General features: G+C 36.6%; 22 protein-coding genes. 7 read left to right on the forward strand and 15 right to left on the reverse strand.

Going from position 1 to position 24,553, the window contains the following annotated elements; all coding sequences use genetic code 11:
* Positions 1-5: 5 nt before the first annotated feature.
* Positions 6-815, reverse strand: coding sequence for a helix-turn-helix domain-containing protein (locus tag LC419_RS14220; protein ID WP_223607984.1), 810 nt, complete (start codon positions 813-815; stop codon positions 6-8).
* A gap of 430 nt (positions 816-1,245) precedes the next feature.
* Here LC419_RS14220 and LC419_RS14225 point away from each other — a divergent pair, with 430 nt between their 5' ends.
* From LC419_RS14225 to LC419_RS14240, 4 genes are all read left to right on the forward strand, one after another.
* Positions 1,246-3,609, forward strand: coding sequence for an outer membrane beta-barrel family protein (locus LC419_RS14225; protein WP_223607985.1), 2,364 nt, complete (start codon positions 1,246-1,248; stop codon positions 3,607-3,609).
* A 123-nt stretch (positions 3,610-3,732) separates the two neighbouring features.
* Positions 3,733-3,957, forward strand: coding sequence for a hypothetical protein (locus tag LC419_RS14230; RefSeq protein ID WP_223607986.1), 225 nt, complete (start codon positions 3,733-3,735; stop codon positions 3,955-3,957).
* A gap of 71 nt (positions 3,958-4,028) precedes the next feature.
* A complete protein-coding gene (locus tag LC419_RS14235) occupies positions 4,029-5,345 on the forward strand; it encodes a radical SAM protein (protein WP_223607987.1) in 1,317 nt (438 codons plus the stop codon).
* Positions 5,332-7,542 carry a peptidase domain-containing ABC transporter gene (locus LC419_RS14240; RefSeq protein WP_223607988.1) on the forward strand — a complete coding sequence of 737 codons (2,211 nt, stop codon included), beginning with the start codon at positions 5,332-5,334 and terminating at the stop codon, positions 7,540-7,542. Before LC419_RS14235 ends, LC419_RS14240 begins: the two co-directional genes overlap by 14 nt.
* 104 nt (positions 7,543-7,646) lie before the next feature.
* Here the strand turns inward: LC419_RS14240 and LC419_RS14245 are convergent, their stop codons facing one another.
* The 7 genes from LC419_RS14245 to LC419_RS14275 all read right to left on the reverse strand — a co-directional run bounded on the left by LC419_RS14245 (position 7,647) and on the right by LC419_RS14275 (position 15,346).
* Positions 7,647-8,672: a rod shape-determining protein gene (locus tag LC419_RS14245; RefSeq protein WP_223607989.1), complete on the reverse strand. Its 1,026-nt coding sequence runs from the start codon at positions 8,670-8,672 to the stop codon at positions 7,647-7,649.
* Between the two features lie 428 nt (positions 8,673-9,100).
* A complete protein-coding gene (gene hemH, locus LC419_RS14250; RefSeq protein WP_223607990.1) occupies positions 9,101-10,129 on the reverse strand; it encodes a ferrochelatase in 1,029 nt (342 codons plus the stop codon).
* Positions 10,130-10,176: 47 nt separating this feature from the next.
* On the reverse strand, positions 10,177-11,457 hold the full coding sequence (locus LC419_RS14255) for a deoxyribodipyrimidine photo-lyase (RefSeq protein ID WP_223607991.1): 1,281 nt from the start codon (positions 11,455-11,457) through the stop codon (positions 10,177-10,179).
* 24 nt (positions 11,458-11,481) lie between these two features.
* Positions 11,482-12,147 (reverse strand): MarR family winged helix-turn-helix transcriptional regulator, encoded by a 666-nt coding sequence (locus tag LC419_RS14260; RefSeq protein WP_223607992.1) that lies wholly within the window; start codon positions 12,145-12,147, stop codon positions 11,482-11,484.
* A gap of 201 nt (positions 12,148-12,348) precedes the next feature.
* Positions 12,349-12,903 carry a GNAT family N-acetyltransferase gene (locus LC419_RS14265; protein ID WP_223607993.1) on the reverse strand — a complete coding sequence of 185 codons (555 nt, stop codon included), beginning with the start codon at positions 12,901-12,903 and terminating at the stop codon, positions 12,349-12,351.
* 100 nt (positions 12,904-13,003) lie between these two features.
* On the reverse strand, positions 13,004-13,792 hold the full coding sequence (locus tag LC419_RS14270) for a PhzF family phenazine biosynthesis protein (RefSeq protein ID WP_223607994.1): 789 nt from the start codon (positions 13,790-13,792) through the stop codon (positions 13,004-13,006).
* Between the two features lie 198 nt (positions 13,793-13,990).
* Positions 13,991-15,346, reverse strand: a complete 1,356-nt coding sequence (locus LC419_RS14275; protein WP_223607995.1) for a serine hydrolase — start codon at positions 15,344-15,346, stop codon at positions 13,991-13,993.
* Between the two features lie 202 nt (positions 15,347-15,548).
* On the opposite strand from LC419_RS14275, the gene LC419_RS14280 reads away from it, so the two are divergent.
* Positions 15,549-16,598, forward strand: a complete 1,050-nt coding sequence (locus LC419_RS14280; protein ID WP_223607996.1) for a sensor histidine kinase — start codon at positions 15,549-15,551, stop codon at positions 16,596-16,598.
* A 3-nt stretch (positions 16,599-16,601) separates the two neighbouring features.
* Positions 16,602-17,321, forward strand: a complete 720-nt coding sequence (locus LC419_RS14285) for a LytTR family DNA-binding domain-containing protein (protein WP_223607997.1) — start codon at positions 16,602-16,604, stop codon at positions 17,319-17,321.
* A 78-nt stretch (positions 17,322-17,399) separates the two neighbouring features.
* Here LC419_RS14285 and LC419_RS14290 read toward each other — a convergent pair whose 3' ends face one another.
* Genes LC419_RS14290 through LC419_RS14310 form a run of 5 tightly spaced genes read right to left on the reverse strand, consistent with a single transcriptional unit; the run spans position 17,400 to position 21,362 of the window.
* Entirely contained in the window at positions 17,400-18,095 is a 696-nt protein-coding gene (locus tag LC419_RS14290; RefSeq protein ID WP_223607998.1) for a lycopene cyclase domain-containing protein, read from the reverse strand.
* Positions 18,096-18,097: 2 nt separating this feature from the next.
* Complete coding sequence (locus LC419_RS14295) at positions 18,098-18,556, reverse strand: sterol desaturase family protein (RefSeq protein ID WP_223607999.1); 459 nt, start codon at positions 18,554-18,556, stop codon at positions 18,098-18,100.
* Positions 18,556-19,023 carry an SRPBCC family protein gene (locus LC419_RS14300; RefSeq protein ID WP_223608000.1) on the reverse strand — a complete coding sequence of 156 codons (468 nt, stop codon included), beginning with the start codon at positions 19,021-19,023 and terminating at the stop codon, positions 18,556-18,558. Before LC419_RS14300 ends, LC419_RS14295 begins: the two co-directional genes overlap by 1 nt.
* A gap of 27 nt (positions 19,024-19,050) precedes the next feature.
* Positions 19,051-19,887 carry a phytoene/squalene synthase family protein gene (locus LC419_RS14305; RefSeq protein ID WP_223608001.1) on the reverse strand — a complete coding sequence of 279 codons (837 nt, stop codon included), beginning with the start codon at positions 19,885-19,887 and terminating at the stop codon, positions 19,051-19,053.
* Between the two features lie 2 nt (positions 19,888-19,889).
* Positions 19,890-21,362, reverse strand: coding sequence for an NAD(P)/FAD-dependent oxidoreductase (locus tag LC419_RS14310; RefSeq protein WP_223608002.1), 1,473 nt, complete (start codon positions 21,360-21,362; stop codon positions 19,890-19,892).
* Positions 21,363-21,859: 497 nt separating this feature from the next.
* Here LC419_RS14310 and LC419_RS14315 point away from each other — a divergent pair, with 497 nt between their 5' ends.
* Positions 21,860-22,594 (forward strand): hypothetical protein, encoded by a 735-nt coding sequence (locus LC419_RS14315; protein WP_223608003.1) that lies wholly within the window; start codon positions 21,860-21,862, stop codon positions 22,592-22,594.
* An 89-nt stretch (positions 22,595-22,683) separates the two neighbouring features.
* Here the strand turns inward: LC419_RS14315 and LC419_RS14320 are convergent, their stop codons facing one another.
* Entirely contained in the window at positions 22,684-23,145 is a 462-nt protein-coding gene (locus tag LC419_RS14320) for a VOC family protein (RefSeq protein WP_223608004.1), read from the reverse strand.
* Positions 23,146-23,198: 53 nt separating this feature from the next.
* Complete coding sequence (locus LC419_RS14325) at positions 23,199-24,446, reverse strand: hypothetical protein (RefSeq protein WP_223608005.1); 1,248 nt, start codon at positions 24,444-24,446, stop codon at positions 23,199-23,201.
* Positions 24,447-24,553 lie beyond the last annotated feature (107 nt).

Consider the following 24,553-nt stretch of genomic DNA (forward strand, 5'->3'; position numbering starts at 1 on the left):
AATCATCAAACCTTTTCCATTGAATACAATCTGGTGATATTTTTAAATGGGAAATCGTAAGTTCTATGAAAAAATTTATACATATTACTGTACTCGGCAAATTTATATTTGTAGACAATTTCTTTGACCATCAGATTTGAAAACATCAAATCATCCACAACATCTATCATCTTAAGCTTAATGGTAAAATCGTAAAAGGTAGTCCCAAAGTACTGCCTGCAATCTTTTTGAAACTGCAGATAGCTTAGGTTGTTTATTTTGCTTAAATCCCTGATGTGAACGGACGGATCTGCCTTAAATTTCAGAAGGATATCGTCCAGATAATTTAAAGTGTGATCGGAAAAATTCATCTGCCGCACATCCATTCTGAATTCATGAAAAAAACTTTGGGCTGTCTGTGTAGAATGATCAATGACACAAAGCCCGAACAGAGCTGAAAAATCTGAAAAACCCCTAAAATATTTCAGGTGCAGCGGTACAACACTATATCCGGAACCCAAAGGCTGATCAGATGCAGATTTTATCATCTCATGAAGATAAGACCGGGTCTCCGTGTCTAATTGTTCACCACAGAATATTTCACCCTCATCCTGATGATGAACCTGTATTTCCCTTACGGTATATAAATAATCACCGGGCACAATTTCAAGAGCCTTGAATAGGGCAATATAGGTATCCATTACCAACTGAGTGTAATCAGTAATCTGTTTTTCAGGTAAATTTTCCGGGTTTTTATGATTGGATAAAAATTCAGACAATAATTGTACAGCCCTATTCATTCTTCGCTCAATCAGAGAAAGAAGTCTGACATTCATAATTGATTGTTTTCATAGTTAGGTTTATTTCTTTACATTAAATCACTTAATAGCGACTAATATATATTAAAAATATGTTAAATTCAAATATATTTTAAAAGAAAAGTAATTATTTTTTTTTATTTCCTTCATAAAGGATTCTCCTCCAGCATTAAAAATATTCCGGTTTCGATTTTCAGTCAGAGTATGGTAATCGTTTTTCATTTCCGACAAGATCAATCATTGACATTTTTTTTATTTCAAGCCGATCTCAATAAAACAAAATCACCACGAAGTGATATTAAAAACTTTAGAGGTAAATAAAAATAAATTTTACTTCAATTTTAACTTATTGATAATTAATAAATTATACTATTAACCCTAAATAAAAATTATTTTTTATTTGAAAATTTAAAAAATATTATTTCCTTAGTCGGAGAAAAAACTAGAAATGACCAACACAAAACTTCTGCTTACGGCACTTGCCTTCGGTATGCTATCCGGCACGGTAACTGCGCAACAATTTACACTGAGCGGAAGTGTAATGAATGGTTTTCATGAACAGCTCCGAAATACGGATTTACTGTTAAAGAATAAACGAAATCAAAGTATCATCAATGCACAGACTGATACTTCTGGTAAATTTAAAATACGCTTAGATAAAGGAGCCTACACCCTTTTGATTACTCAGTTAGGAAAAAAGTATTACGAAAAGTCAATTGAGCTGAACGGGGATCTTGATTTGGGTATCATTACCATCAACAATGACATTTTACTGGAAGGTGTGGTGCTCAACGGACAGAAACAACTTATTGAAAGAAAAACAGACCGTCTCATCTTTAATGTTGAAAAATCTGCGTTTGCCACTGGTGGAAACGGACTGGACGCCATCACTGTAACCCCTGGCCTTCAGGTAACCAATGAAACCATCACCATGCTCGGAAAAAGCGGAATGGGAGTAATGATCGACGGAAGAATCATGAATATGACAGGAGATGCGCTCATAAGTTATTTAAAAAGTATTCCCAGCAGCGACATTAAAAGTATTGAAGTCATCACCAATCCCCCATCCAAATACAGTGCTGAAGGTAACAGCGGATTGGTTAATATCATTTTAAAAAAATCAAGGACGGATAATTGGTCGTCCACACTTACAACCAGTTACCAGCAGGGAAAATATGCACAGCAGTCTTCCTCGGCCAATCTTAATTATAAAAAGAACAAGCTTTCTTTATTTTCAAACTTGAATTACAGCTATGGAAAGTATTATGGGCAGGAAGAACTGGAGATAAAATATCCTGAAACCTACTGGCATTCTGACAAGCAGTATCAATATAAAATAAATGCTCTGTCCGGACGAATTGCTCTTGATTATGATATCTCAAAGCATCTTCAGATCGGTGCCATGTACAACGGAAGCCTCAGCCAGCCTATTACGGAAGACTTTGATTCATCTCTGGAAAAAAAGCCTGCTGCAACCAACCGGTATTATACTGTGGGCAGAACGGCGAGAAAAAGGCAGTTGCACACCGTCAATTTTCATACGGTGTACAAAATAGACTCTTTAGGAAAACAGCTGAATGCAGATTTTGATTTTTTCACTTATAAAGACAACAGTGACCGAAATTTTAATCTATACTCAAATAATAATGCAAGTGTTGAGGGCAGAAATCAAAACAATGCTTTTCAAGATATAGAGAACTACTCTGTAAATCTTGATATGGATCATCCGCTAAAATTCATCAAACTGAACTACGGCACAAGATTTTCTTTTTCGAAAACAGTTAATGATCTTTATTCAGATCTGCAGCAGGTAGGTTTTGTACAGCAGGATCGTTTTACGTATCAGGAAAATACACAGGCTCTTTTCTTTTCCGGTGAAAAGGAAATGGGCAGAAAAAAGAACTGGTCTGCCAAAGTAGGCCTGAGAATTGAAAATACGCAACTGGAATCTGAAAATGTTTTTATTCAGAATAAAAATAATACCGACTATCTGAAGTTTTTTCCAACAGCATACCTTCAGTATAAACCCACTGAGAATAATACCATTTCACTGGATTACGGTAAGAGGATTTCCAGACCCTCATTTACCAATCTGAATCCTTTCCGGATCTACGGCAGTCCGTTTAGCTATTGGGAGGGGAATCCATCATTAATGCCGTCCTACACGCACAATATTGAACTGAACTATATCTATAAAGACTATCTGCAAAGTGTTTTATATTATGAAAAGATTGACGATATGTTTGGGGGTATTGTGTTATTAAATAATGACAATGTTACCCAGCGCATCACGCAGCTTAATTATGCAGAGGGACAGACTTATGGACTCAGACAAACCTACGTCTATAAAAAAAAGAAATGGCTGGAAAGTTATATCACAGGGTATCTGGGGTATCAAAAAGCAAAATCAAACATCTATCCTTTAACTCCGAAGGAAATGGAAGGATTTTTCAGCATGATCTCTATTTCCGGAAACTTTTTAATCAGTAAAACTATCAGTACAGGCTTTAATTTACTGCATAGATTCCCTAATAAATCTATAGATCTGGTTGAAAATAAGACCAATACTCTTTTAGATTTTTATTTTAAAGCTAAACTTTGGAATAAGCTCGGACTTGTATTATCTATTAATAATATACTTAAAGAATATCAATTTAATTCTACCTCTGAACGAAGCGGCAATACCACTTATACAAACGGATATTACGATTCAAGATATTTCAGATTATCGCTCAACTATTCCTTTGGAGGGCAGCTCAATGTCAATCAGAGAAGCTTCAGAAATCAGGAAGAGCGAAGTAGAACCAACTGATTTGTCATTCATCAGTGTAATGGCCATACCCTGAATGAATTATAAATATGCTTGCAAGCAAAGTCCAATAAACGGTTAATGACTTTAAATATTTACCGCATACTAATTACAAATATTATTATCATGAAATCAACAAACGAAAACAAATTTGACATTGCAAAATTTACTCAGGAAAACGAAACAGCAAAAGGAGGCTTCTCAAAAGCATTAGGAGGTACTAATGCAGGATTTGCCAATGCCGGAACAAACCTTGGAAACTGCCCCGTAACAAACAGTGGAAACTGCGTAGCAGGATGTGGCGGAACTACTCAGCCAACTCATCCGACGCTTCCAACTACAACTTTATAGTAAGTAATACTTTCTGTAGACTAAAGGGCATTAGTGCCCTTTAGTTTTTAATCAAAAAAAACTAACTCACTATGAAATACAGCCAATTCAACTCAATTGTACCGTTCAATAATCAGTACGCCCTGTTCAATTCCTTTGAGAAAAAAGTTATTCTTTTAGAGCCTGAACTTAAGGAACTTCTGGAAGCAGGAAAAAGAGACGGCATCGATGAACTTTCTGAAATACATCCTGATTTCTACGATTATCTGAAAGAAGAGTATTTTCTTATCGATGAACATATTAATGAAGTTCAAAAGGTGAAGGAGGTATCAAAAAAAATTGACAACAATCCCAATATGTTTTTTTTGATTGTAAATCCTACCATGAATTGTAATTTCAAATGCTGGTATTGCTATGAAACCCATATTAAAAAATCAAGGTTAGAGGAAACCGTACTGGACTCTGTCAATAAATTTATCACAAAAACAGTTTCCCAGGAATCTATCAAGGACTTTACCCTGTCTTTTTTTGGTGGTGAGCCTCTGTTATATTTTAACAGGAACGTAACCCCAATGATTGATCATCTTGTACAGGAATGCAGAAAATATGATACCACGTTCAATATTGCATTTACTACCAACGGATATCTTCTGAATGATGAATTCATCAACTATTTTGTTGACAGAAACCTTGAAGCGGGCCTTCAAATCACATTTGACGGTTACGGCGAAGAACATGATAAAGTACGCTTTGTGAATAAGACCAGAGGCAGTTACCATGAGATTGTGAGCAATATCAAAAACCTTCTCAAATATGATAACTTTTTCGTTCGTGCAAGAATTAATTATACCCACGAAAACATCCACAACTGCTTTAAAATCGTTGATGAGTTTTCTTACTTAACTGAAGAAGAGAAAAAAAGAAAATTGCTTTTCGACTTTCACAGAGTCTGGCAGGATGATGAAACTGATAATACCAATGTAGTCGCAGATGAGAATGCCGAAAAAATGCAAACCAAAGGATTTAATACCAAAGTGATGTACTCCATCAACAATGTTCAGGATCCTTGTTATGCTGACAAAAGAAACAGCGCAACCATCAATTATAATGGTGATTTATATAAATGTACCGCCAGAGATTTCCTGTCTAAAAACAGAGTCGGATATCTTACTCAGGACGGAGATCTTGTTTGGGAAAACAATCATCTTGAGCGCCGGATGGAGGCTAAATTTAAAAATAAGCCATGCCTGCAATGCAGATTATTGCCATTATGCAACGGCGGATGCAGCCAACATGCAGTAGAACACCAGGAAATAGGTGACGAATACTGTATTTACAATGGCGACGAAAACGAAAAAGATAAAGTAGTACTCAGTAAAATAGAAGAAATAGTGAATGCGTTGGCCTAGAAATAAATTTGCATTTTACCATCAGCTGCAAAGCACAGATTGCGCAGCAGCATGTCTTGCCATGATTCTTAGTTATCATGGTAAAAAAAAATATTCCTTTTCTTTTGTAAAATCTTTATTTGAATTTACACGCATCGGGGTTTCCGTGGATGATCTGGTGGCCGCTTCAAACAAAGCCGGCCTAAACTCCACTCCCGTACAAGTAACTATTTCTAATTTAAAGGAAATTCCGCTGCCCGTTATCTTATTCTGGAAACAGGATCACTTTGTGGTACTTGAAAATATTACAGAGAAAAACAATCAAAGTACTTACTTTCTGGCAGATCCGGCCTACGGAAGAATTAAGCTGGATGAAGAAGGCTTCTCCAATGAATGGCGCGGAACCGGAGAAAAAGGCATCCTGATTTATTCTGAAAAAAATCCGGACTGGGAAGGAAAACTCCCGGTAGACCAACCTGAAAGCTTTTTAAAATCCGGGTTTTTCCAGGAAGCAATTAACTATATCAAAGCCCGTAAAGGAAGCTATCTTCTGGCCATCCTTTTAATCATTGTGGGATTGGTGATCAACAGCTGTATTCCTTTTGTTTTTAAAAATATTATTGATGAAGGTATACTTCAGAAAAACTCCAACCTTATTCTTTTATTGCTGGCATCACAGCTCGTGCTCTTTATTTCAAGCTTTCTAAGTGATTTTTTCAGTAACCTTTTACTGACTAAAATCAATTTTAATTTAAGTATTTCACTTAAAAGCAATCTCCTGAAAAAACTGATGAATCTACCTATCCGGTATTTTGACACAAGATTAAATACGGAAACCCTTCAGCGGATCAATGACCAGCAGAAAATCCAGAACTATGTTACGTGGAAAGGTGTTGACTTTCTAATCAGTATCCTGAACATTTTATTATTTGGAGGGATCCTGTTTTATTTCAGTCAGTGGGTATTTATTGTTTATCTGATCCTATCTGTCATGAGCGTTGCATGGATCTTTCTGTTTCTTAAAAAACGGGCCATTCTTGAATATGCTTTATTTCTGAGACAATCTGAAAACAGCAACCATATTTATGAATTCATCATGAATATGCCGGAGATAAAAGTAAATAACGCTCAAAATTTTTCGATCAATAAAATCCTGGCAATCCAGCAGAAACTTAATTTCATAGAATTGAACTCCCTGTTTCTGAATATGTACCAGCTGGTAGGTGTGAATTTTTTATCCAAACTTAAAGAGATCACAGCTATCGGTATTTGTGCGATTCTGATCATGGATGGGAAAATGAGTTTAGGCGTTTTGATGAGTATTTCCTATGTGATCGGGCAGCTCTCTTCTCCTATCAACAGACTTGTGAGTCTGGTCAAGGATACCCAGGATGCCGAAATTGCCTCTAAAAGAATCGGTGAAATTTATAATGAACAGGAGGAAAACGTAGCCAGAACCGTGAATCTTACGACACAGATTAATACACTTTCTATCAATAATATTTCTTTCAAATATGCCGGGAATTTCAATCCTTTTGTTTTAAATGATATCAATTTCAAAGTTCTTCCCAACAAAGTTACAGCCATCGTAGGTTCCAGTGGAAGCGGTAAAACCACCTTGCTTAAAATATTACTGGCCTACTACCCTGTCACCTCCGGAAAAGTATTGTTGAACGGAATGAATCTTAATGATATCTATGCAGATCAATGGCGGAAAAGATGTGGTATTGTTCTTCAGGACGGACATATATTCAGTGGTACGCTCGCTGAAAACATTGCTTTCACTGAAGATAAAATTGATCCTGACCGACTAGCCGAAGCAGCACGAATTGCATGTATTGATTCGTTTATAGAATCACTTCCCATGGGTTACAATACCAAAGTCGGAAATATTGGGATTCAGTTAAGCGGCGGGCAGAAACAGCGTATTTTGATTGCCAGAGCAGTATATAAAGATCCCGAATTTTTATTTTTGGACGAAGCTACTTCAGCACTCGATGCTGAAAACGAAAAGCAGATTTACAATAATCTTCAGTCTTTTTTTGAAGGAAGAACCGTTGTTGTTATAGCACACCGGCTGTCAACCGTCAAGAATGCAGACCAGATCATCGTTCTGAAAAACGGAAAGATTGCAGAAGTAGGCAATCATTATAAACTGGTGGATACAAAAAATGAATATTTTAATCTCGTCAGAAATCAACTGGAACTGGGTAATTAGACCTAATGAATATTTCTATCCCACAAAATAATACAATAAAGCCCGTGATTTTTATAATGACGGGCTTTATTCAACAAATCTCTTCGAGTAGCTACATTGAAATGCTACTTGATAAGAAATCTGAACTTATTAATATTTTTAAGCGCAATCCCGGTTCCACGAACAACAGCCCTCAACGGATCTTCTGCCACACAAACCGGCAATCCCGTTTTCAGGTGAATCCTGTCTGCCAGACCATTCAGTAATGCGCCTCCTCCGGCAAGGAAAATACCCGTTTTATAGATATCCGATGCCAATTCCGGCGGCGTAATGGCAAGCGTTTCCATGATCGCATCTTCTATTCTCATTATAGATTTATCAATGGCTTTGAACACTTCCTTGTAGCTGACCATAATTTCTTTTGGCTTACCCGTGATCAGGTCTCTACCCTGTACGGGGATATCTTCAAGAGGAAAATCAAGTTCTTCCAGTGCCGAACCTATTTCAATTTTTATTCTTTCCGCCGTTCTTTCCCCGATATCCAGATTATACTGGGATCTGATAAAGTAGGCAATATCATTGGTGAAAACATCGCCTGCAATTTTCAACGATCTGTCGCAGACAATTCCCCCCAGCGCAATGACGGCAATTTCAGTAGTTCCTCCACCTATATCAACAATCATGTTTCCTTCAGGATTTTCAACATCGATACCGGCTCCGATAGCAGCAGCCATAGGTTCATAGATCAGTTTTACTTCCTTCGCATTTACCTTCAATGCCGAGTCTTTAACCGCTCTTTTCTCTACTTCCGTAATCCCTGAAGGAATACAGATGACAATTCTAAGAGCCGGCTGCATAAACTTTCCTCCAATATCCGGAATCTGCTTAATAAATTCCTTAATCATATGTTCAGATGCATGAAAATCTGCGATAACCCCGTCTTTTAAAGGACGTATCGTTTTAATATTTTCGTGGGTTTTCCCCTGCATAAGCTTCGCCTGTGTCCCTACTGCAATAGGTTTTCCTGTTGTCCGATCAATAGCAACAATAGAGGGTTCGTCTATGACAATCTTATTGTTGTATATGATCAGGGTATTAGCAGTTCCAAGATCAATCGCAATCTCCCGTGTAAACATATCAAACAATCCCATATTCCATTATTTTATTGACCGCAAAAGTACGCTATTACTGAGGATATCGGTGGCCGCAGAAATTATAATTAGAGTTAAACTTAAGTTAAAGTATAGGCAAAGGATGATGAATGCTGAATTTTTCTATCGCAAAGAATCTCTATCTTTTTATGCTTAATCAATTTTTAAGTTAATATATTACCCACATGAAGCGAATGTAAAGTTGTATGAAAATCTTTGAATTTCTACGGGTTGAACCTCTTACTATTTATCCATTAATCGATTGCATCTTTCCTGCATGAATTCCTGTAAGCCTGTAAACTGACTCCATGGGTTGGCTGTAGCGGATTCGGGGAGCTGTCAGTAAATCCTATGCAAAATAAATCCCCTGTACTATCAGAGTATTACAGGGGTGCAATTTAATATTAAAAAAAAACAGGTCTTTTGACTTAAACCAAATAAAACTCTTTAAGTTTTTCCTCACATAGTTCTTTTACAACTTCTATCCACCGGTCTTCATCATTCAGACAGGGAATATAGTGGAAGTTCTCTCCTCCCGCATGCAAAAACTGCTCTTTTCCTTCTACTGAAATTTCTTCCAGGGTTTCAAGGCAGTCTGACACAAAAGCTGGACAAACGATAGCGAGGTTTTTGACGCCTTTAGCGGGAATTGTTTCTAAAGTTTCGTCTGTATAAGGTTCCATCCATTTATCCTTCCCCAGCCTGGACTGGAAAGAAACGATTGTTTTTTCTCTCGGCAGTCCGAGCTTTTCAATCACTTTTTTAGTGGTATCAAAACATTGGTGGCGGTAGCAAAACTGATGGCTCGGATTGGTTTCTCTTGAGCAGCAGTCATTGAGATTACAGGTCTTGGTAGGGTCTGTTTTGAAAATATGCCTTTCGGGAACGCCGTGATAGGAAAACTGCAAAGCATCAAAATTTTCAGGAAGCTTCTCTCTGATGCTTTCCGCCAGGCAATTGATGTAAATATCCCTATTATAAAACGGCTGGATATAATTGATCTTCACCTCCGGAAATTTCTTTTTTCTTACTTCTTCCGCTTTTTCTATGACAGATTCCGTTGTACTCATCGCATATTGCGGATACAGTGGGAACAGTACGATTTCGGAGACGCCTTGATCCACCAGTTTCCGGATTCCGTTTTCAATGCTGGGCTGAGCATATCTCATCCCTATTTCCACAGGAATATCTACAATTTTCTGAAGTTTTTCCTGCACTTTTTCAGTGATCACAATAAGCGGAGAACCTTTATCCGTCCAAACCGTTTTATAGGCTTCCGCAGATTTTGCAGGTCTCGTATTGAGAATAATACCCTGAACAAGAAGGGCACGGAAAATCCAGCGATAATCTATCACCCTCTCATCCATCAGGAATTCGTCAAGATATTCCCTTACATCCTTTACCGCTGTGGATCTTGGCGACCCAAGATTTACCAATAAAATTCCTTTTTTAGCCAATGTTCTTTATTTTAGTTATGAATCATTTATAATATCCGGTCAAATACCTAAGCCAATGCTTTTTTATACGTCTCTAATGCTCTCTCCCTGGCGAATTTGTGTTCAACCAATGGTTTTTGATCATAAGATTCGGGAAGCCATTTTCTTATATATTTCAAATCTCTGTCAAACTTTTTAGTCTGTTCTTCAGGATTAAATATTCTGAAATAAGGTGCTGCATCACACCCACAGCCTGCCGCCCACTGCCAGTTTCCATTGTTCGCGGAAAGGTCATAATCAAGCAGTTTTGTGGCAAAGTAAGCTTCTCCCCACCTCCAGTCGATCAGAAGATGTTTGGTAAGGAAGCTTGCCGTGATCATCCGCACTCTATTATGCATAAAACCGGTTGCATTAAGTTCCTTCATTCCTGCATCTACAATGGGATATCCTGTTTTACCTTCGCACCACGCTCTGAATTCCTCTTCATTATTTCTCCACGGAATGTCTTCATATTTTTTCTTAAAACAATGGTTCACGACGTGAGGAAAATGAAACAGAATCTGCATGAAGAATTCTCTCCAGATCAGTTCATTAAGCCATGTTTCGCTATGATCAAGAGCAAATTTTACACACTTCCTCACAGAAATAGTTCCGAAACGCAGAGCTATTCCAAGGTGTGTGGTATGATCCATCGCCGGAAAATCTCTGTATTGCTGATAAGATGCTATAATTTTTTTGTCAAGAGAAGGTTTTATAAATTCTATTTCGGTCTTTTTAAAACCAATATTCTCAAGACTAAGAATGTCATTATGTTCTTTTAATAGGGCGAATTGGCGGAAATCAGCTGAAAAAGCTTCAATACTCCCAACATTTTCTTTCCACTTTTTTGAATAAGGCGTAAAGACGGTATAAGGAGACTGATCACTTTTAAGAATATCACTTTTTTCGAATATTACCTGATCCTTAAAGTCCAAAAATTTGATCCCGCTTTTCCCAAGGAAATCTGATATTTCCCGATCTCTTTTTATGGCCTGCGGCTCATAATCCGTGTTGCAGAACACTGTGTCAATCTCAAATTCTTTGATGAGTTTTTTGAATATATCAATTGGTTTTCCATGATAGGTTTTCAAGCCGCTTTTACAATCTTTCAGTTCTTTATTGATATTCTCTAAAGCCTGCCGGATATAATCCACCCTTTTATCAGACTTGTCTTCGAGATGGTCCAGAATTTCAGAATCAAATATAAAAACCGGGATCACTTTCAAGCCGGAATGAAGAGCATGATGCAGACCGGCATTATCTTCCAACCTTAAATCCCTTCTGAACCAGAACACATTAATTTTGCTCATTTTCTAAGTTTTTGAAAGCCCCAATCAGTTTTTTTCAAATGAATATTCGTCAAATACCGTCCTGATCAAGTCCTTACTGTCAATATTCCTACAGAAAATGGGATAGTGAAAACGATCCAGCTTGTTAAGAATCCTGATAAGCTCCATTTTATCCTGATAGGTAAGATTTCCTGCCACGATATCCGTAGCATTCCGGATCTTATCCATCTGCTGATCCAGAGCTTCAAGCCCGGCCGGAGTAATGGTAATCACTTTATTCCTTTTATCAATATCAGAATCTGCCTGCTCTATCCAGCCCTGCTTCAGTAATCTAGCGATAATGAGCATTCCTACGGGTTTATCCTGAATATTCTTTTTGATAAGCTCCATTTTGGTCATTTTACCGAAAGCTTTTAAGTTGATCAGATAAATAAAATCTTCCTGTGTGGCAAAATGGGAGTCCGAAATAGCGGATTTAGAATAGGTTTTTGCATACCTGTTGAGGTGAACCAGCAAAGTGCTTATCGCGCTTTCGGGGGTTCTTCCGTTTTCCTTCCCTTCCCAATACGGTTCATTGATTTCGGGAGAAGTGTTTTTAGCAAACACCCAGGCTTTAAAACCTTCAATGTCTGAACTATAAGAGCCGGCAGTATTTTCCGATTCAAATTCTTCCAGTAAAGTAAGTACGTCTTTTATGATGGGATAGTTCATTACATTTATTATAATTAAATACAAATATACTAATTAATAAAATATTAAAACATAAATAAACCATTAATCAAAGCACCAAAATATAAACCCCTCTAATTCTTACAATTAAAGGGTTGTTTTTTTTGTGTTTCAGATAAATTCTCTTGATAATGTGCTTAAAAATCAGTTCATTGATCTTTAAAACAAATACTTCCTTTTAAATCAAAGCATACCATTAGCATCACTTGAAGCCTGCCAGTCAGCCTTATTAATCTGGTACACCAGATTCGTTACCGGCGGTTCCCCATTAAATGAACGGGTATCTTCTCCTACCCGTCTGGCCCCAAGTTTTTCGGCCGCCCGGCAAGACCTGATATTGGATGCGCCAATATGTAATACCACATCATCAACCTTTGTGAAAGCATAATCAAACATCAGTGATTTCACAGCCTTGTTATAACCATTTCCCCAATAGTCCTTTCCCAGAAAAGTATATCCTATCGCAACATTATTCTCAAGATGGTTATAATCATAAAATCGTGTAGTCCCTATAACTTTGTCCGAAGACGCATCAATTATTGCAAGTGCTGCATTACTGGATAAAGCCTGATCAAAGAAATGATCAAAAGAAGTTCTTTCATGGCGGTCCTTATTAGGGTGCAATTCCCAAACCTGAGGATTGGCTGCCTGCTGAAAAAGCTCTTCTCTATGGTTCGGTAGCAGAGGTTTCAAAATGATCTGATCTGAAAATAAATGAGGCTGAAAATCAAAAGTCATACGTATTTTAAAATATTGAGCGCGAATTTCGATATTTTTCCAGTTCTTTTATAAAAAGCTATATTAAATTTTAAATAACTTTCATCCCGTCATCACTTCCCTAATCCAACCATAAATTTCCTATCGAATAGGTTCTAGCCTGTCCGCTGATGATTACTCTTTCTCCTTTGTTTTCGCAGAAAAGCTTTCCTAACCGTTCAGAAACCTGCATTGCATAAAGGTCATTCTTATCAAGTTTCTCAGCCCAATAAGGAATTAATGAGCAATGAGCAGAGCCGGTAACAGGATCTTCTAAAATGGAAGCTTGCGGAGTAAAAAATCTCGAAACAAAATCACAATGTTCCCCGGGTGATGTCACTATTACTCCACCGGGATCAAGATTTACCTCATCAAATAACAATCTGTTTATCTTTATATTTCTTACTTCAGCTTCAGTCTCATACACCAGGACAAAATCTCTTGACTTTAAAACTTCCTTAGGCTGAATATTCAGTGATTCTTCAATATTTTTTGGCAAAACATGAGATACAGGCATCCGTGAAGGAAAATCCATCCGATAAAGCTGATCGTCAACACTAACCTTTAGATCCCCGCTTAAGGTTTCAAAAATAATTTCATTGGCGGTATAGTTTAAGATCGCTTTTAAGCAATGCGCGGTAGCAAGAGTAGCATGACCACATAAATCCATTTCTATTTCAGGAGTGAACCATCTCAAATGTATTTTCTCACCGTTATCTACAAAGAAAGCCGTTTCTGCCACTGCATTCTCTTTTGCTATTTTTAACAAAATGTCGTCATCAAGCCATGCATTCAAAGGTACTACACAAGCAGGATTTCCTCCAAATATGCTATCTGTAAAGGCATCAACCTGATAGATATTATATTTCATTGATTTTTCTTTAAGCAGCTAATTTACAAAAAGTAAAAGATTGGGGCATTTGATGAGGTGTAAATTATCTGATTACCTATAACATTCACCTACTTGTAAAGATTGGTAAGCCGTAAAAAATGCTATTTTCTGCAAAATAAAAAAACGATAAAAGTGAAGTCTTATTATGAATATCCAGACTTACATATTACTAAGGATTTATATCTTCTTGCAATTGACAGACTGTTTGCCTTGTGTAAGTTTTATCCCTGTAACTTTTCCTTTTTCGTTGAGTAAAAACTTAAGTTCTGCGCCATTGTCAAAAGAATAAAATTCATTTTCTCCTGTTCTTTTCAGTAATGCTTTTCTTCCCTCTTTACCCTTTTTTTCATCTTCATACATGGCAATAAACAGATGATTTTTTCCTGCCTGTGTTATTTGAAATGTGCCCACGGTAATAAGACCTGCCAATTTTGCTTTGTAGATCCCTTTATAGATTTCTGTGGGTGGAGCTGTTTCACTATGATAGGTTGTAAAGTCAGGATATTTGTATTTTTTTTGGTAGTACTTTGAGACAACGCCTATTACAATATCATTTAATTTTACATTCGTTCCGTTTGCCAGAACAGCCATACTGAAATTGTCTTCGGGAAGATATGCTACGCCTGAATGAAATTCATCTATCCGGCCTGTATGCCCGTATCCTGTTTTATTATAAAATGGAGTTTTAAATAAACCGTATCCAATGATGGTTTGATCGTTGGTCTTTGTCATTTGTTCCAACGAATTTTGAGACAGCAGGTTCCCTTTAAAAAGTTCATGCATTAATTTTGACACATCTTCGGTTGTAGAAACAATGTCACCTGTTGCAAAAGTGAAACTCGGATGTGTATCGGGTTCTTTTGACCAGTTTTCGCCATCAAACTTGTAAGATTGCGTTCGTTTACTATACTGTGTCTGGTCTTTTTCACAATAGGTATCGTGCATACCCACCCTATCCAAGATCCTCATTTTCAGATTTTCTTCATAAGATTTCCCCGTAATATCTTCTATGATATATCCCAGCAGCAAGTAATTTGAATTGCTGTAAGAACTTTCCTTTCCCGGCTTAAAATCAGGTTTTCCCTGTTGTACGAGCTTCAGCATATCCTCTCTTGTGTAATTCTTACTTTTTTGGTCATAGTAATCTTCCCACTCCAGATAATTGTAAATACCGCTGGTATGGTTCAGCATATTTCCGATCGTGATCACTTCTGCATTCTTAATGGCGGGGAAATATTGGCTGAGTTTGGAGTCCAGTGATAACCTGCCTTCTTCAATAAGCTGGAAAGTAATAATGGCAGTAAAAACTTTGGTTATAGAGCCAATCCTATATTTAGCCGATCCGTCAGTAAACTTATTGAACTCGCCTTTATAAATTGTTTCCCCATTTTTTTGAAGTAAAATACTGCCGGAAAAAGCATTATTTCTTTGGAAATTAGTCAATACGCTATCTATTGATTTTTTTAAATCAGGATTTTGGGCTGATAATACCCCAAAAATAGGTAGGATAAATAGTAAGCAGATCTTTCTCATTGTTAAATAGTAATTTTTATTCAGTGCAAATAACGAAGGCTTATAAGGAATTTTTGATTTTTTTTGACCAACAGCGCTCAATCCCGGATATACAATCTGTACGCTTTTCGATTATTGTTTGTCCGGAAATAAAGCATGTTCGTGTAAAATAGCATGCGCCACTAAAGAAAATATTTAACTTTACCCTTTTATTACAAAACATATGAAGTCACTGAAGGTGTATCATTTTCTCAGATTACAGCTGAATATACTTTTTGTCGGATTTATTATATTTACCAGTGTACATAATAATGATAAAAATCTTCCCGTCGTTTTTATTTTATTGTACAACATTATGCTTTTTGTCCCTGCATGGATTAATAACTTCAGGCTTCTCCCCAACTTTCGGAGCACAAAAAAAATCACACACTATTTAATCTCGGTGATCACTGTTTTTCTAATTTCAGTTATTATAACAGGTTATTATGTACAATGGCTTTATCTCCAATTCAATACTAACGAATTATCGGATTTCACATCATTGGCAGCGACATCTTCAGCTCCGGCAACATTAGAAAAGTATCAATCTTATTTTGATGTTTATCCCGGAATTATCATCACAATGGTTGTTATGGCCATGGGCTATTCGCTACAGGAATATGTAGTAAAGATTAAAAGGAATGAACAGATACAGGCACAACAAAGAATTGCTGAGCTAGGTCTCTTAAAATCTCAAATCAGTCCTCATTTTCTTTTTAATGTATTGAATAGTTTATATGCTCTATCCCTTAAAATGTCAAAAGAAACACCCGATGTTATCCTAAAGCTGTCCGATATTCTCAGGTATTCTTTATTCGAATCACAGCCAAAAGAAATTTCCATCACCAACGAGATCCATATTTTAAATACCTATATTGATATTGAACGATTAAGAATGCCTGCCAACGCACAGATTTCTTTTCATCACACAGAAGTAACAGATTCGGTTAAAATGGCACCCATGCTTTTATTACCTTTAGTAGAAAATGCTTTTAAACATGGTACTGATTCTACTATTGGTGTATCTTACATCCATATTACCTTATCCTGCAATGACAACAGCCTTGTATTTACATGTACCAATAATTTTAAGGAGACCGCAACCAAAGATTTTGGAGGGATCGGTATTGAAAACATACAAAAACGACTTCAATTGCTGTATCCCTCAAGACATGTTTTCAAAATTAAAAAAGACAAAAATACTTTTAGCGCTACCCTTGAAATAAAACTGTAGAGAATGATGAAAATAAGATGTTTAGTAGTAGATGATGAAAAACTTGCTCAGGAAGTTTTGGTCCATCATATTTCAAAATTTGAAATTTTGCAGCTTGAAGGTATTTGCAATAACGTTTTTGAGTTGATCCGTTTTTTAAATAAGAATAAAGAAATTGATCTGATTTTTTTAGACATCAAAATGCCTGAGATCAACGGAACTGATTTTGTTTCTATCTTTAACAATCCTCCTGCCATTATATACACCACAGCATATCACCAATACGCCGTAGATGCATTTAATCAAAATGCTATAGATTATTTATTAAAACCTATTTCTCTTGATCGTTTTTCTAAAAGTGTTCAGAAAGCTAATGAGAATTTAAGGCAAAAACAACAGTTCATTTCCACAATCAATGAAAAAGATAATGAAAGTTTTTATGTAAAAAGTGATAAGCGGCTGGTAAAAATTAATCCTTCCGAACTGATTTATATCGAGGGGATGCGAAACTACATTTGTATATATACTGAAAGCACTCATGTGATCGTTCACGGTACCTTGACGAGCATTGAAGAAACCTTAAAACACCTCAGTTATATTTGCCGGGTTCATAAATCTTTTTTTATTAACCTCAATAAGATCAGTTACGTAGAACAACATGTCATATTACTGACTAATAAAAAAAACATTCCCATAGGATTAAGCTATCGCGACGAAGTATATAAAAAACTAAAAATAATATAATGTAAATCAGCCCAATCAGGCATGAAACCCTGGAGTCCACCTGACTATCATACCATAAAATTTTCTCCTCAAAAAAGGCTATTGATCGGGCTCATTTCTCTTAAATTTTTGAAATAAATACATATTCCACAAAATCATTTCATACCCATATACCGTATCTTCAACCGGAATGGTAAGCATTCTTATCCCTATAAAATTCTCAGGATTGTAGTTCACAACAGGAAATTCCAGACCTGTTCCGGTAAGTATGCCGTTTACGATGAGGAATCCCGGCATCAGCAAAAAATAAATCAAAGAAGCCTTCCCTATCCATCTTGCTTTCAGCAAAAAATACAATGTGAACATACTGATGGCTGTGGATAAAAAGGTAATCAAGGTATAGATTTTATCATGAAAACAAACAGCCATTCCCAATGCAGAAATAATGGAAATAATCACAAATACTTTTTCAGGAAGCGGTTTCCAATCCAGACGGAAAAATTTGTCCAGGCAGAAATAGGTGAAAATACATGAAAACGGAATGCAGAAAAAAAACAGTATTTCTTCAATAGGAAGCCCACCGATCCTGATTCCCAAAAGATAGGCATCATTGAACCACCAGACGCCTCTATTGGTAAACCAGATATCCCAAAGAATAAAGACAAGAGCCACAATAAATGCTGCCTTAAAAAAAGCAGGAAAATGCCTGTTGAATTTTATTTTAGGATGAAATGAAAAAACAAAACAGATGATTACCGTAAAAAAATTAATCAAAAGATAGGTGTAGTGCAGCATGGTCAGACTTTAGATTTATTAAAATACATTTTAAAATATTTGATAGGCACCCACAGAAAGCCAAAACACTCTCCTTTTTCTTTTCCGGTATGTTTATGATGCTGTTTATGGGCACGTCTGATAGCCAGCAGATATGGATTTTCTGTATTGCGAAGGATTTTAAGCCTTTGATGTATAAAGATATCGTGGACAAAAAAATAAGCCATTCCGTATAAAGCTATTCCTACCGCTATATAAAACCAGACATTAAAATGCTGTGTTGTACCATAATACATCAAAAGTATCGTAGGCAAGGCAAAAATGAGAAAGAAATAATCGTTTTTCTCCATACTTCCCTCATTGCTGTGATCATGATGATCCTTATGAAGCATCCATAGAAACCCATGCATGATATATTTATGGATGAGCCAGGTCATCCCTTCCATGACCAAAAATGTACTTACTATAATCAGGAAATTCATTACTTTATTTTTTTATTGAAGCGTTCTTCTAAAACGGTGTACCTGTAGCTGAAAACATGTTCAAGTTTTTTTCTGACAAAGACTTTGTGGGCAATTTCACCCAAAAACCCTAAAGGAAGTTCATACTGTACGGTATCTTTCATTAAAACTCCTTTTTCATTGACTATAAATTCATGGTGGTGATTCCATAGTGTATAAGGTCCTTTTTTCTGAAAATCCGTAAAACTTTTTTGAAAATCAACCTGAGTAATTTCCGTCTTCCATTTCATTTTTATTCCCAGTACAGGAGAAACATAATAATCAATAATCATCCCTTTAAAAATTTCATCATCTTCCATTTCCGTAAGTACGATAAAGTTCATATCCTTCGGGGTAATTTCAGAAAGATTATGGGCGGAAGAAAAAAATGTCCATGCGGTTTCTATATCACAGTTGAGCTGCTGTTCCCTGTAAATTTTATGTATCATTCTATATTTAATTTAAATGGAATATCTTTAAAGAAGCGATACTTTATACTGCAGATAGCTGCTCATCATTAAAGATAATTTTTTACCGTTGGATATTCTTATCCTCTGATTGATCATATTACCGGCAGATGTCCGCTTAATTTTCCGGAAAAGTGAGATGTAATACCGGTAAGCCAGATAGACCCCAAATCTTGCAGAACCCGGCAGTTTTTTGATCCCTTCCAGAGCCATTTTAAATTCTTCTTCAATCTCTTTTTCAATATGGGCTTTTACGGTATTGTCAAAATCAGAAATATCAACATTCGGGAAGTAGCAGCGTCCCAGAATCTGATAGTCATCTTTCATATCCCGAAGAAAATTGACTTTCTGGAATGCAGATCCCAGTATCATCGCATAAGGTTTCAGCCGTTCAAATTCTCTGGAGTTTCCTTCCGTGAAAATATGAAGACACATCAGCCCCACTACTTCGGCAGATCCTACGATATATTCTTTATATAAATCTGAATTATAATCAATTTTCTGAAGATCCATTTCCATACTTTTCAGAAACTGATGGATAAGACTATAATCAATGTTATATCGGTGTACTGTCTCCTGAAATGACTGTAAAATCGGATTCAGAGAGATTTTTTCTTCCAGCGCCTCAAAAGTCTCGGCTTTGTATCTTGACAGAAGTTTCTGCTTATCATACTCATGAAAGCTGTCCACAATTTCATCAGCCAGACGGACATACCCGTACACAGCATAGATCGGATTTCTGAGTTTCGGGGAAAGCGCCATGATTCCGAGAGAAAAACTTGTACTGTATTGTTTTGTTGTTTCTCGGCTCACTCGGTAGGAAAGATCGTCAAACAATTTTTTCATAATTAATTTATTTTACTGGCTTCGTTAGCTGCTATTTTACCTGAAATAATGGAAGGAGGAACGCCCGGACCTGGAACAGTAAGCTGACCTGTATACAGGAGATTTTTTATTTTTTTATTCCGGATGGATGGTTTCAAGACAGCGGTTTGTGATAAGGTATTGGCAAGACCATACGCGTTGCCTTTGTAGGCATTATAATCTTCTTTAAAATCGTTAATACAATAACTTTTTTTATATTCAATTTTTGAAATAAGATCTGAAGTTCCGGTATGTTTTTCCAGTCTTCCGATCATCTCTTTAAAATACTTTTCCCTCATGTCCTCATCATCTTCTATTCCGGGTGCAACGGGCATTAGCAGAAATATATTTTCACAGTTTTCCGGAGCGGCAGCCTGATCTGTCTGTGATGGACAGCAAACATAAAACAAAGGCTTTGTAGGCCATTTTTTATCTTCATAAATTTCATGGGTGTGAAGCTGCAGATCGTTCTCAAAGAAAAGGGTGTGATGTTTCAGATTCGGTACTTTTTCTTTAATTCCCAAATAATAAATAAGACATGACGGAGCCAATGTTTTCTTCTCCCAATAGGACGGTTTATAATTTCGGTATTCCTCAGGAAGAAGTTCACTTTCTGTATGATGATAGTCTGAAGAAGCAATGACTAAGTCAAATTTTCTGCTTTTCCCATTGACTATTAAGCCATCAGCGTGGCCTTTTTCAACCGTAATTTTTTCTACATTTGAATTAAAGTGAAAACTCGCTCCCTGTTCTACGGCGATCTTCATCATGGCTTCGGTCAGTTTTGAAAAACCTCCCATTGGATACCAGGTTCCCAATTTATATCCTCCGTAATTCATCAGACTGTATAATGCCGGAATATCCTTCGGGGCTGCTCCCAGAAAAATAACCGGAAACTCCATTAAAGTAATCAGTTTAGGATTTTTAAAATATTTTCTGACGAAGCGCTTAAAATTGGTAAAAAGATCTAAATTCAATGCACTTTTAGCTATGGTAGGAGAAACAAATTCCAGCCACGAATGGCAGGGCTTATTAACAAAATCTTTCATTCCCACTTCATATTTGTACTGCGCATCATTCATAAATTCATCCAGCTTTTTGCCGGCACCTGATTCTAAACTTTCAAACAGGGCTTTCATTTCCTCAAAATCATTGGGAATTTTCATGATTCCATCGGAAAAAACCATTTCAAATTGCGGATCCAAAGCGATCAGATCGTAAAAATCAGATGCTTTTTTCCCAAAATCCAAAAAGAATGCTTCTATAATATCCGGCATCCAATACCAGCTTGGTCCCATATCAAATGTATAACCACTTTCGGTTCTGAATGCTCTTGCCCTTCCGCCCACGCTGCTGTTTTTTTCGAAAACATGAACTTCATGTCCGTCTTTCGAAGCGTAAGCCGCTGCTGAAAGTCCTGAAAAACCTGATCCTATAACTGCAATTTTCTTTTTCATCTTCAGTTTTTTTCAAATGAATATTTATTAAAATCGGTCATGATCAATTCTTCCGGTAAAGTAAGCAGGTGTTTTATCATGGGATAGTTCATTATAATCGTTATTATAGTATACAAATATACTATTTTATGATTAATTAAAATATTTATATACTAAATAATTTCAAAACAGACCATGCATATAAGTTTTAATACGTTTAATTTTTTCGTATTGATATAAGGTCAGGCAAAGTAGACTCTTCTGTTAATATTTGATATCCATCATCTGATTATTGGATTTCTCATTTGTTATTGCAAAAATTTTATTACACGTCAAGTTCTGTCGTTCCCCCGATAGATATTTGTTTAATAAAATTAATCAAGATGGAAAGGAACATTAGATATCAGGGTGGACATCTTTAGTCAGAAACCACCTTAAAAAATAAGGCTCAACAGAAGACACTCTATTAAAAAGAGCCTTCAATTCATATCAATCAAAACATTCTAAATTTTTAAGTTATGTTAAACTACATCGAACTCAACGCAAACAAAGTATATCCAAAAGGAAATGCTAAGATTTCTAAAAAAGACTCAGGAGAAATCCTGGTTACAGAATTATCAAAAAGTACCGATGGGGTTACCATCGATACCAACGGGGAAAATAAATTTGAACTTTCATTACAGCCGGTTAATATTAATGCCGGACTTGTATTTGGAGCTTCAATGAATATCCTTGACAAATATAAGCGTGTAAAAACAGTAGCTCAATGGGCTTATCATTATGAACCCGGAAAAGACTACTCTGTTTTGGCAGTCAACAGTTTGTTGGAAGGAAAAGAAATTTTAGTCCAGTTCTTCAAGAATGGGCAGGAAGTTCATCAATATACGGTAATCAACCAACCCAACTCACAACATACAAACTGGATCGGATTGGTGTTAAGCCTGGTAGCCTCTGTAGCAACCGCTGTAATTTCAGCCATTGATTACGAGAAAACAACTACCGTAACAACCGGACCTGATGGAAAAACAACCACAACGGTAACCACTAAAAAATCTTTTGGCGGCGGTGGTTCAGCTAAAAAATCATCATCACCGAACGATCCGAGCGGCCATATAGATTTTGATCATATCTATATCACATCAAGCAGAGTCTTCGATACGGAAGTGTATGAAGAGCTGGATGGCCCTATAAGAGAGGTAGTCTTTAGTGGTAATTTTGATAAGTTGGAATTACAATCAATAGCTAATATATGATTCTAAAAAAGTGAAAGAAGATTAATAATTAATCTTCTTTCTTTTTATTAACATCGCAAGAAACATTTATTTTCTCTTAATAAAGAAGATCAATCATTTGAGCTATTATTTAACTGTTCAGCCAAACCAATCAGCAGTCCGTCCTTAGCACGAATATAGCATAACCTGTAAGAATTTTCATACTGAACCAACTCACCTACCAACGTCGCACCATGTTTCAGAAGTCTCGATACCAGTTCATCAATATCCACCACCGTAAACATAACCCGAAGATAGCCAAGCGAATTCACAGGAGCAGTACGATGGTCTGAAATCACAGGTGGATGTATAAATTTAGAAATCTCCAGTCTACTGTGCCCATCGGGAGTAACCATCATTGCAATCTCTACGTTTTGCGATCCAAGCCCGGTAACGCGGCCGGCCCATTCTCCCTCAATGGTTGCGCGTCCTTCCAGTTTCAGTCCGATTTCTTCGAAAAAAGCAATGGCTTCATCCAATGATTCTACGACAATACCCACATTGTCCATTCGCAGTAATTTACTTTTTGCCATAATTTAAATGTTTTAAATATTACTTAAAATGAGTATACGTCATGATTTAAAACTTACCTGTTAAACGGATATTCATTGATCCAGTGAAAGCCACGCTTGTTTAACTTATAATCTTCCTTTTTCTTTCTTATTGTTTTCATCCTCACAGAGTCGCGGCCAATAGTTCCTGTAAACATAATGCTATCTTTTTGAACATCGTAATGCAGATAAGCGTATATATTTTCCTGTTCCTTTTTACGAAGCGTAAGTGTCTTTTTTCCTGTATCTATAATACTCTTAAACGCCTTAGTACTGTCATTGTTAAGAATTACGCTTGTCCGGTCAGAGTAACTGATTAATAGTTTTTTCCAGCCAACAGAATCTTTGCTGCAGGAAGGTACTTCCTGATTGTTTATTATTAATTTTTCAACACTATATGCGCCCTCCATCTGTACAGTTGGAGGTGTATAGAATAGCATTGACGAAGAACTGAATATAAAAAAAGCTATGACGAGGCACTTCACGCCAATTAGGGCAATACGTTTCCATCTTTTGTCGGATGTCCGTTTTTGAAAACGTAACTGCGATGGCTGATGCAAAACAAAAAAACGATACAGCGCAATGGCATCACCACTTGCAATAAATACGCAAAGCAAAACAATATGGCAGGAAAATATTTTTACCGGTACATCATAGAAAAAATTCAGCAGGGCCACATTGATCATCACTGTCATGGAAAAAAGTGCACCAAAAGTTTTGGTTCGTCTGAAAAGAAGCAAAACCCCACCCATAGATTCCAGCAGTCCGGAAACAAATGTATACCCTGCAGATGCTCCCATCATGGACCATATCATACCCATAGGAGACATATCGCCCACTTTTTCTTCCAGACGCCCAATTGAGTTGGCGGGAAACTGCCCGTTATACAATTTTGCAAAACCATACGAAAGCATGATCATGGCTACATAATAGCGCGCTACCACTACCGTAAACCAATAAAGATCTTTAAATGTACGCTGCTTTTTATCTGTAAGAAGTACAACGAGTGCAGCCACTGCAGCCAAGCACATATTGGCCAACACTACCCAATAATCTAATGTTGTATCGCCGCTGCCGGTCATCTTAATATACTCCACCTGCTGCTGCTGAAAAATATTTTTACACAACCACAGCACTCCGCTTTTATTGATTCCCTGTAAAGGCGAAACCTGTGACGTCAATATAAAAAGATACACATAAGAAATAACATACAAGTGCAGGAAACGCAATACAGTATTGCGCTTTCTTTGATTGGGAAAATTGATGCTATCGTTATTATCCATTGTAATACTATTTATTTTAAAGGTAATAAAATTGAGTTGACTAATTGCTGAGGGAGGTAAACAACAAAGGCAGCCAATGGCAGCCTTTGTTGTTATTAATACTAAAA

It is taken from the genome of Chryseobacterium sp. OSA05B (assembly GCF_019970065.1).
Classification (GTDB): domain Bacteria; phylum Bacteroidota; class Bacteroidia; order Flavobacteriales; family Weeksellaceae; genus Chryseobacterium.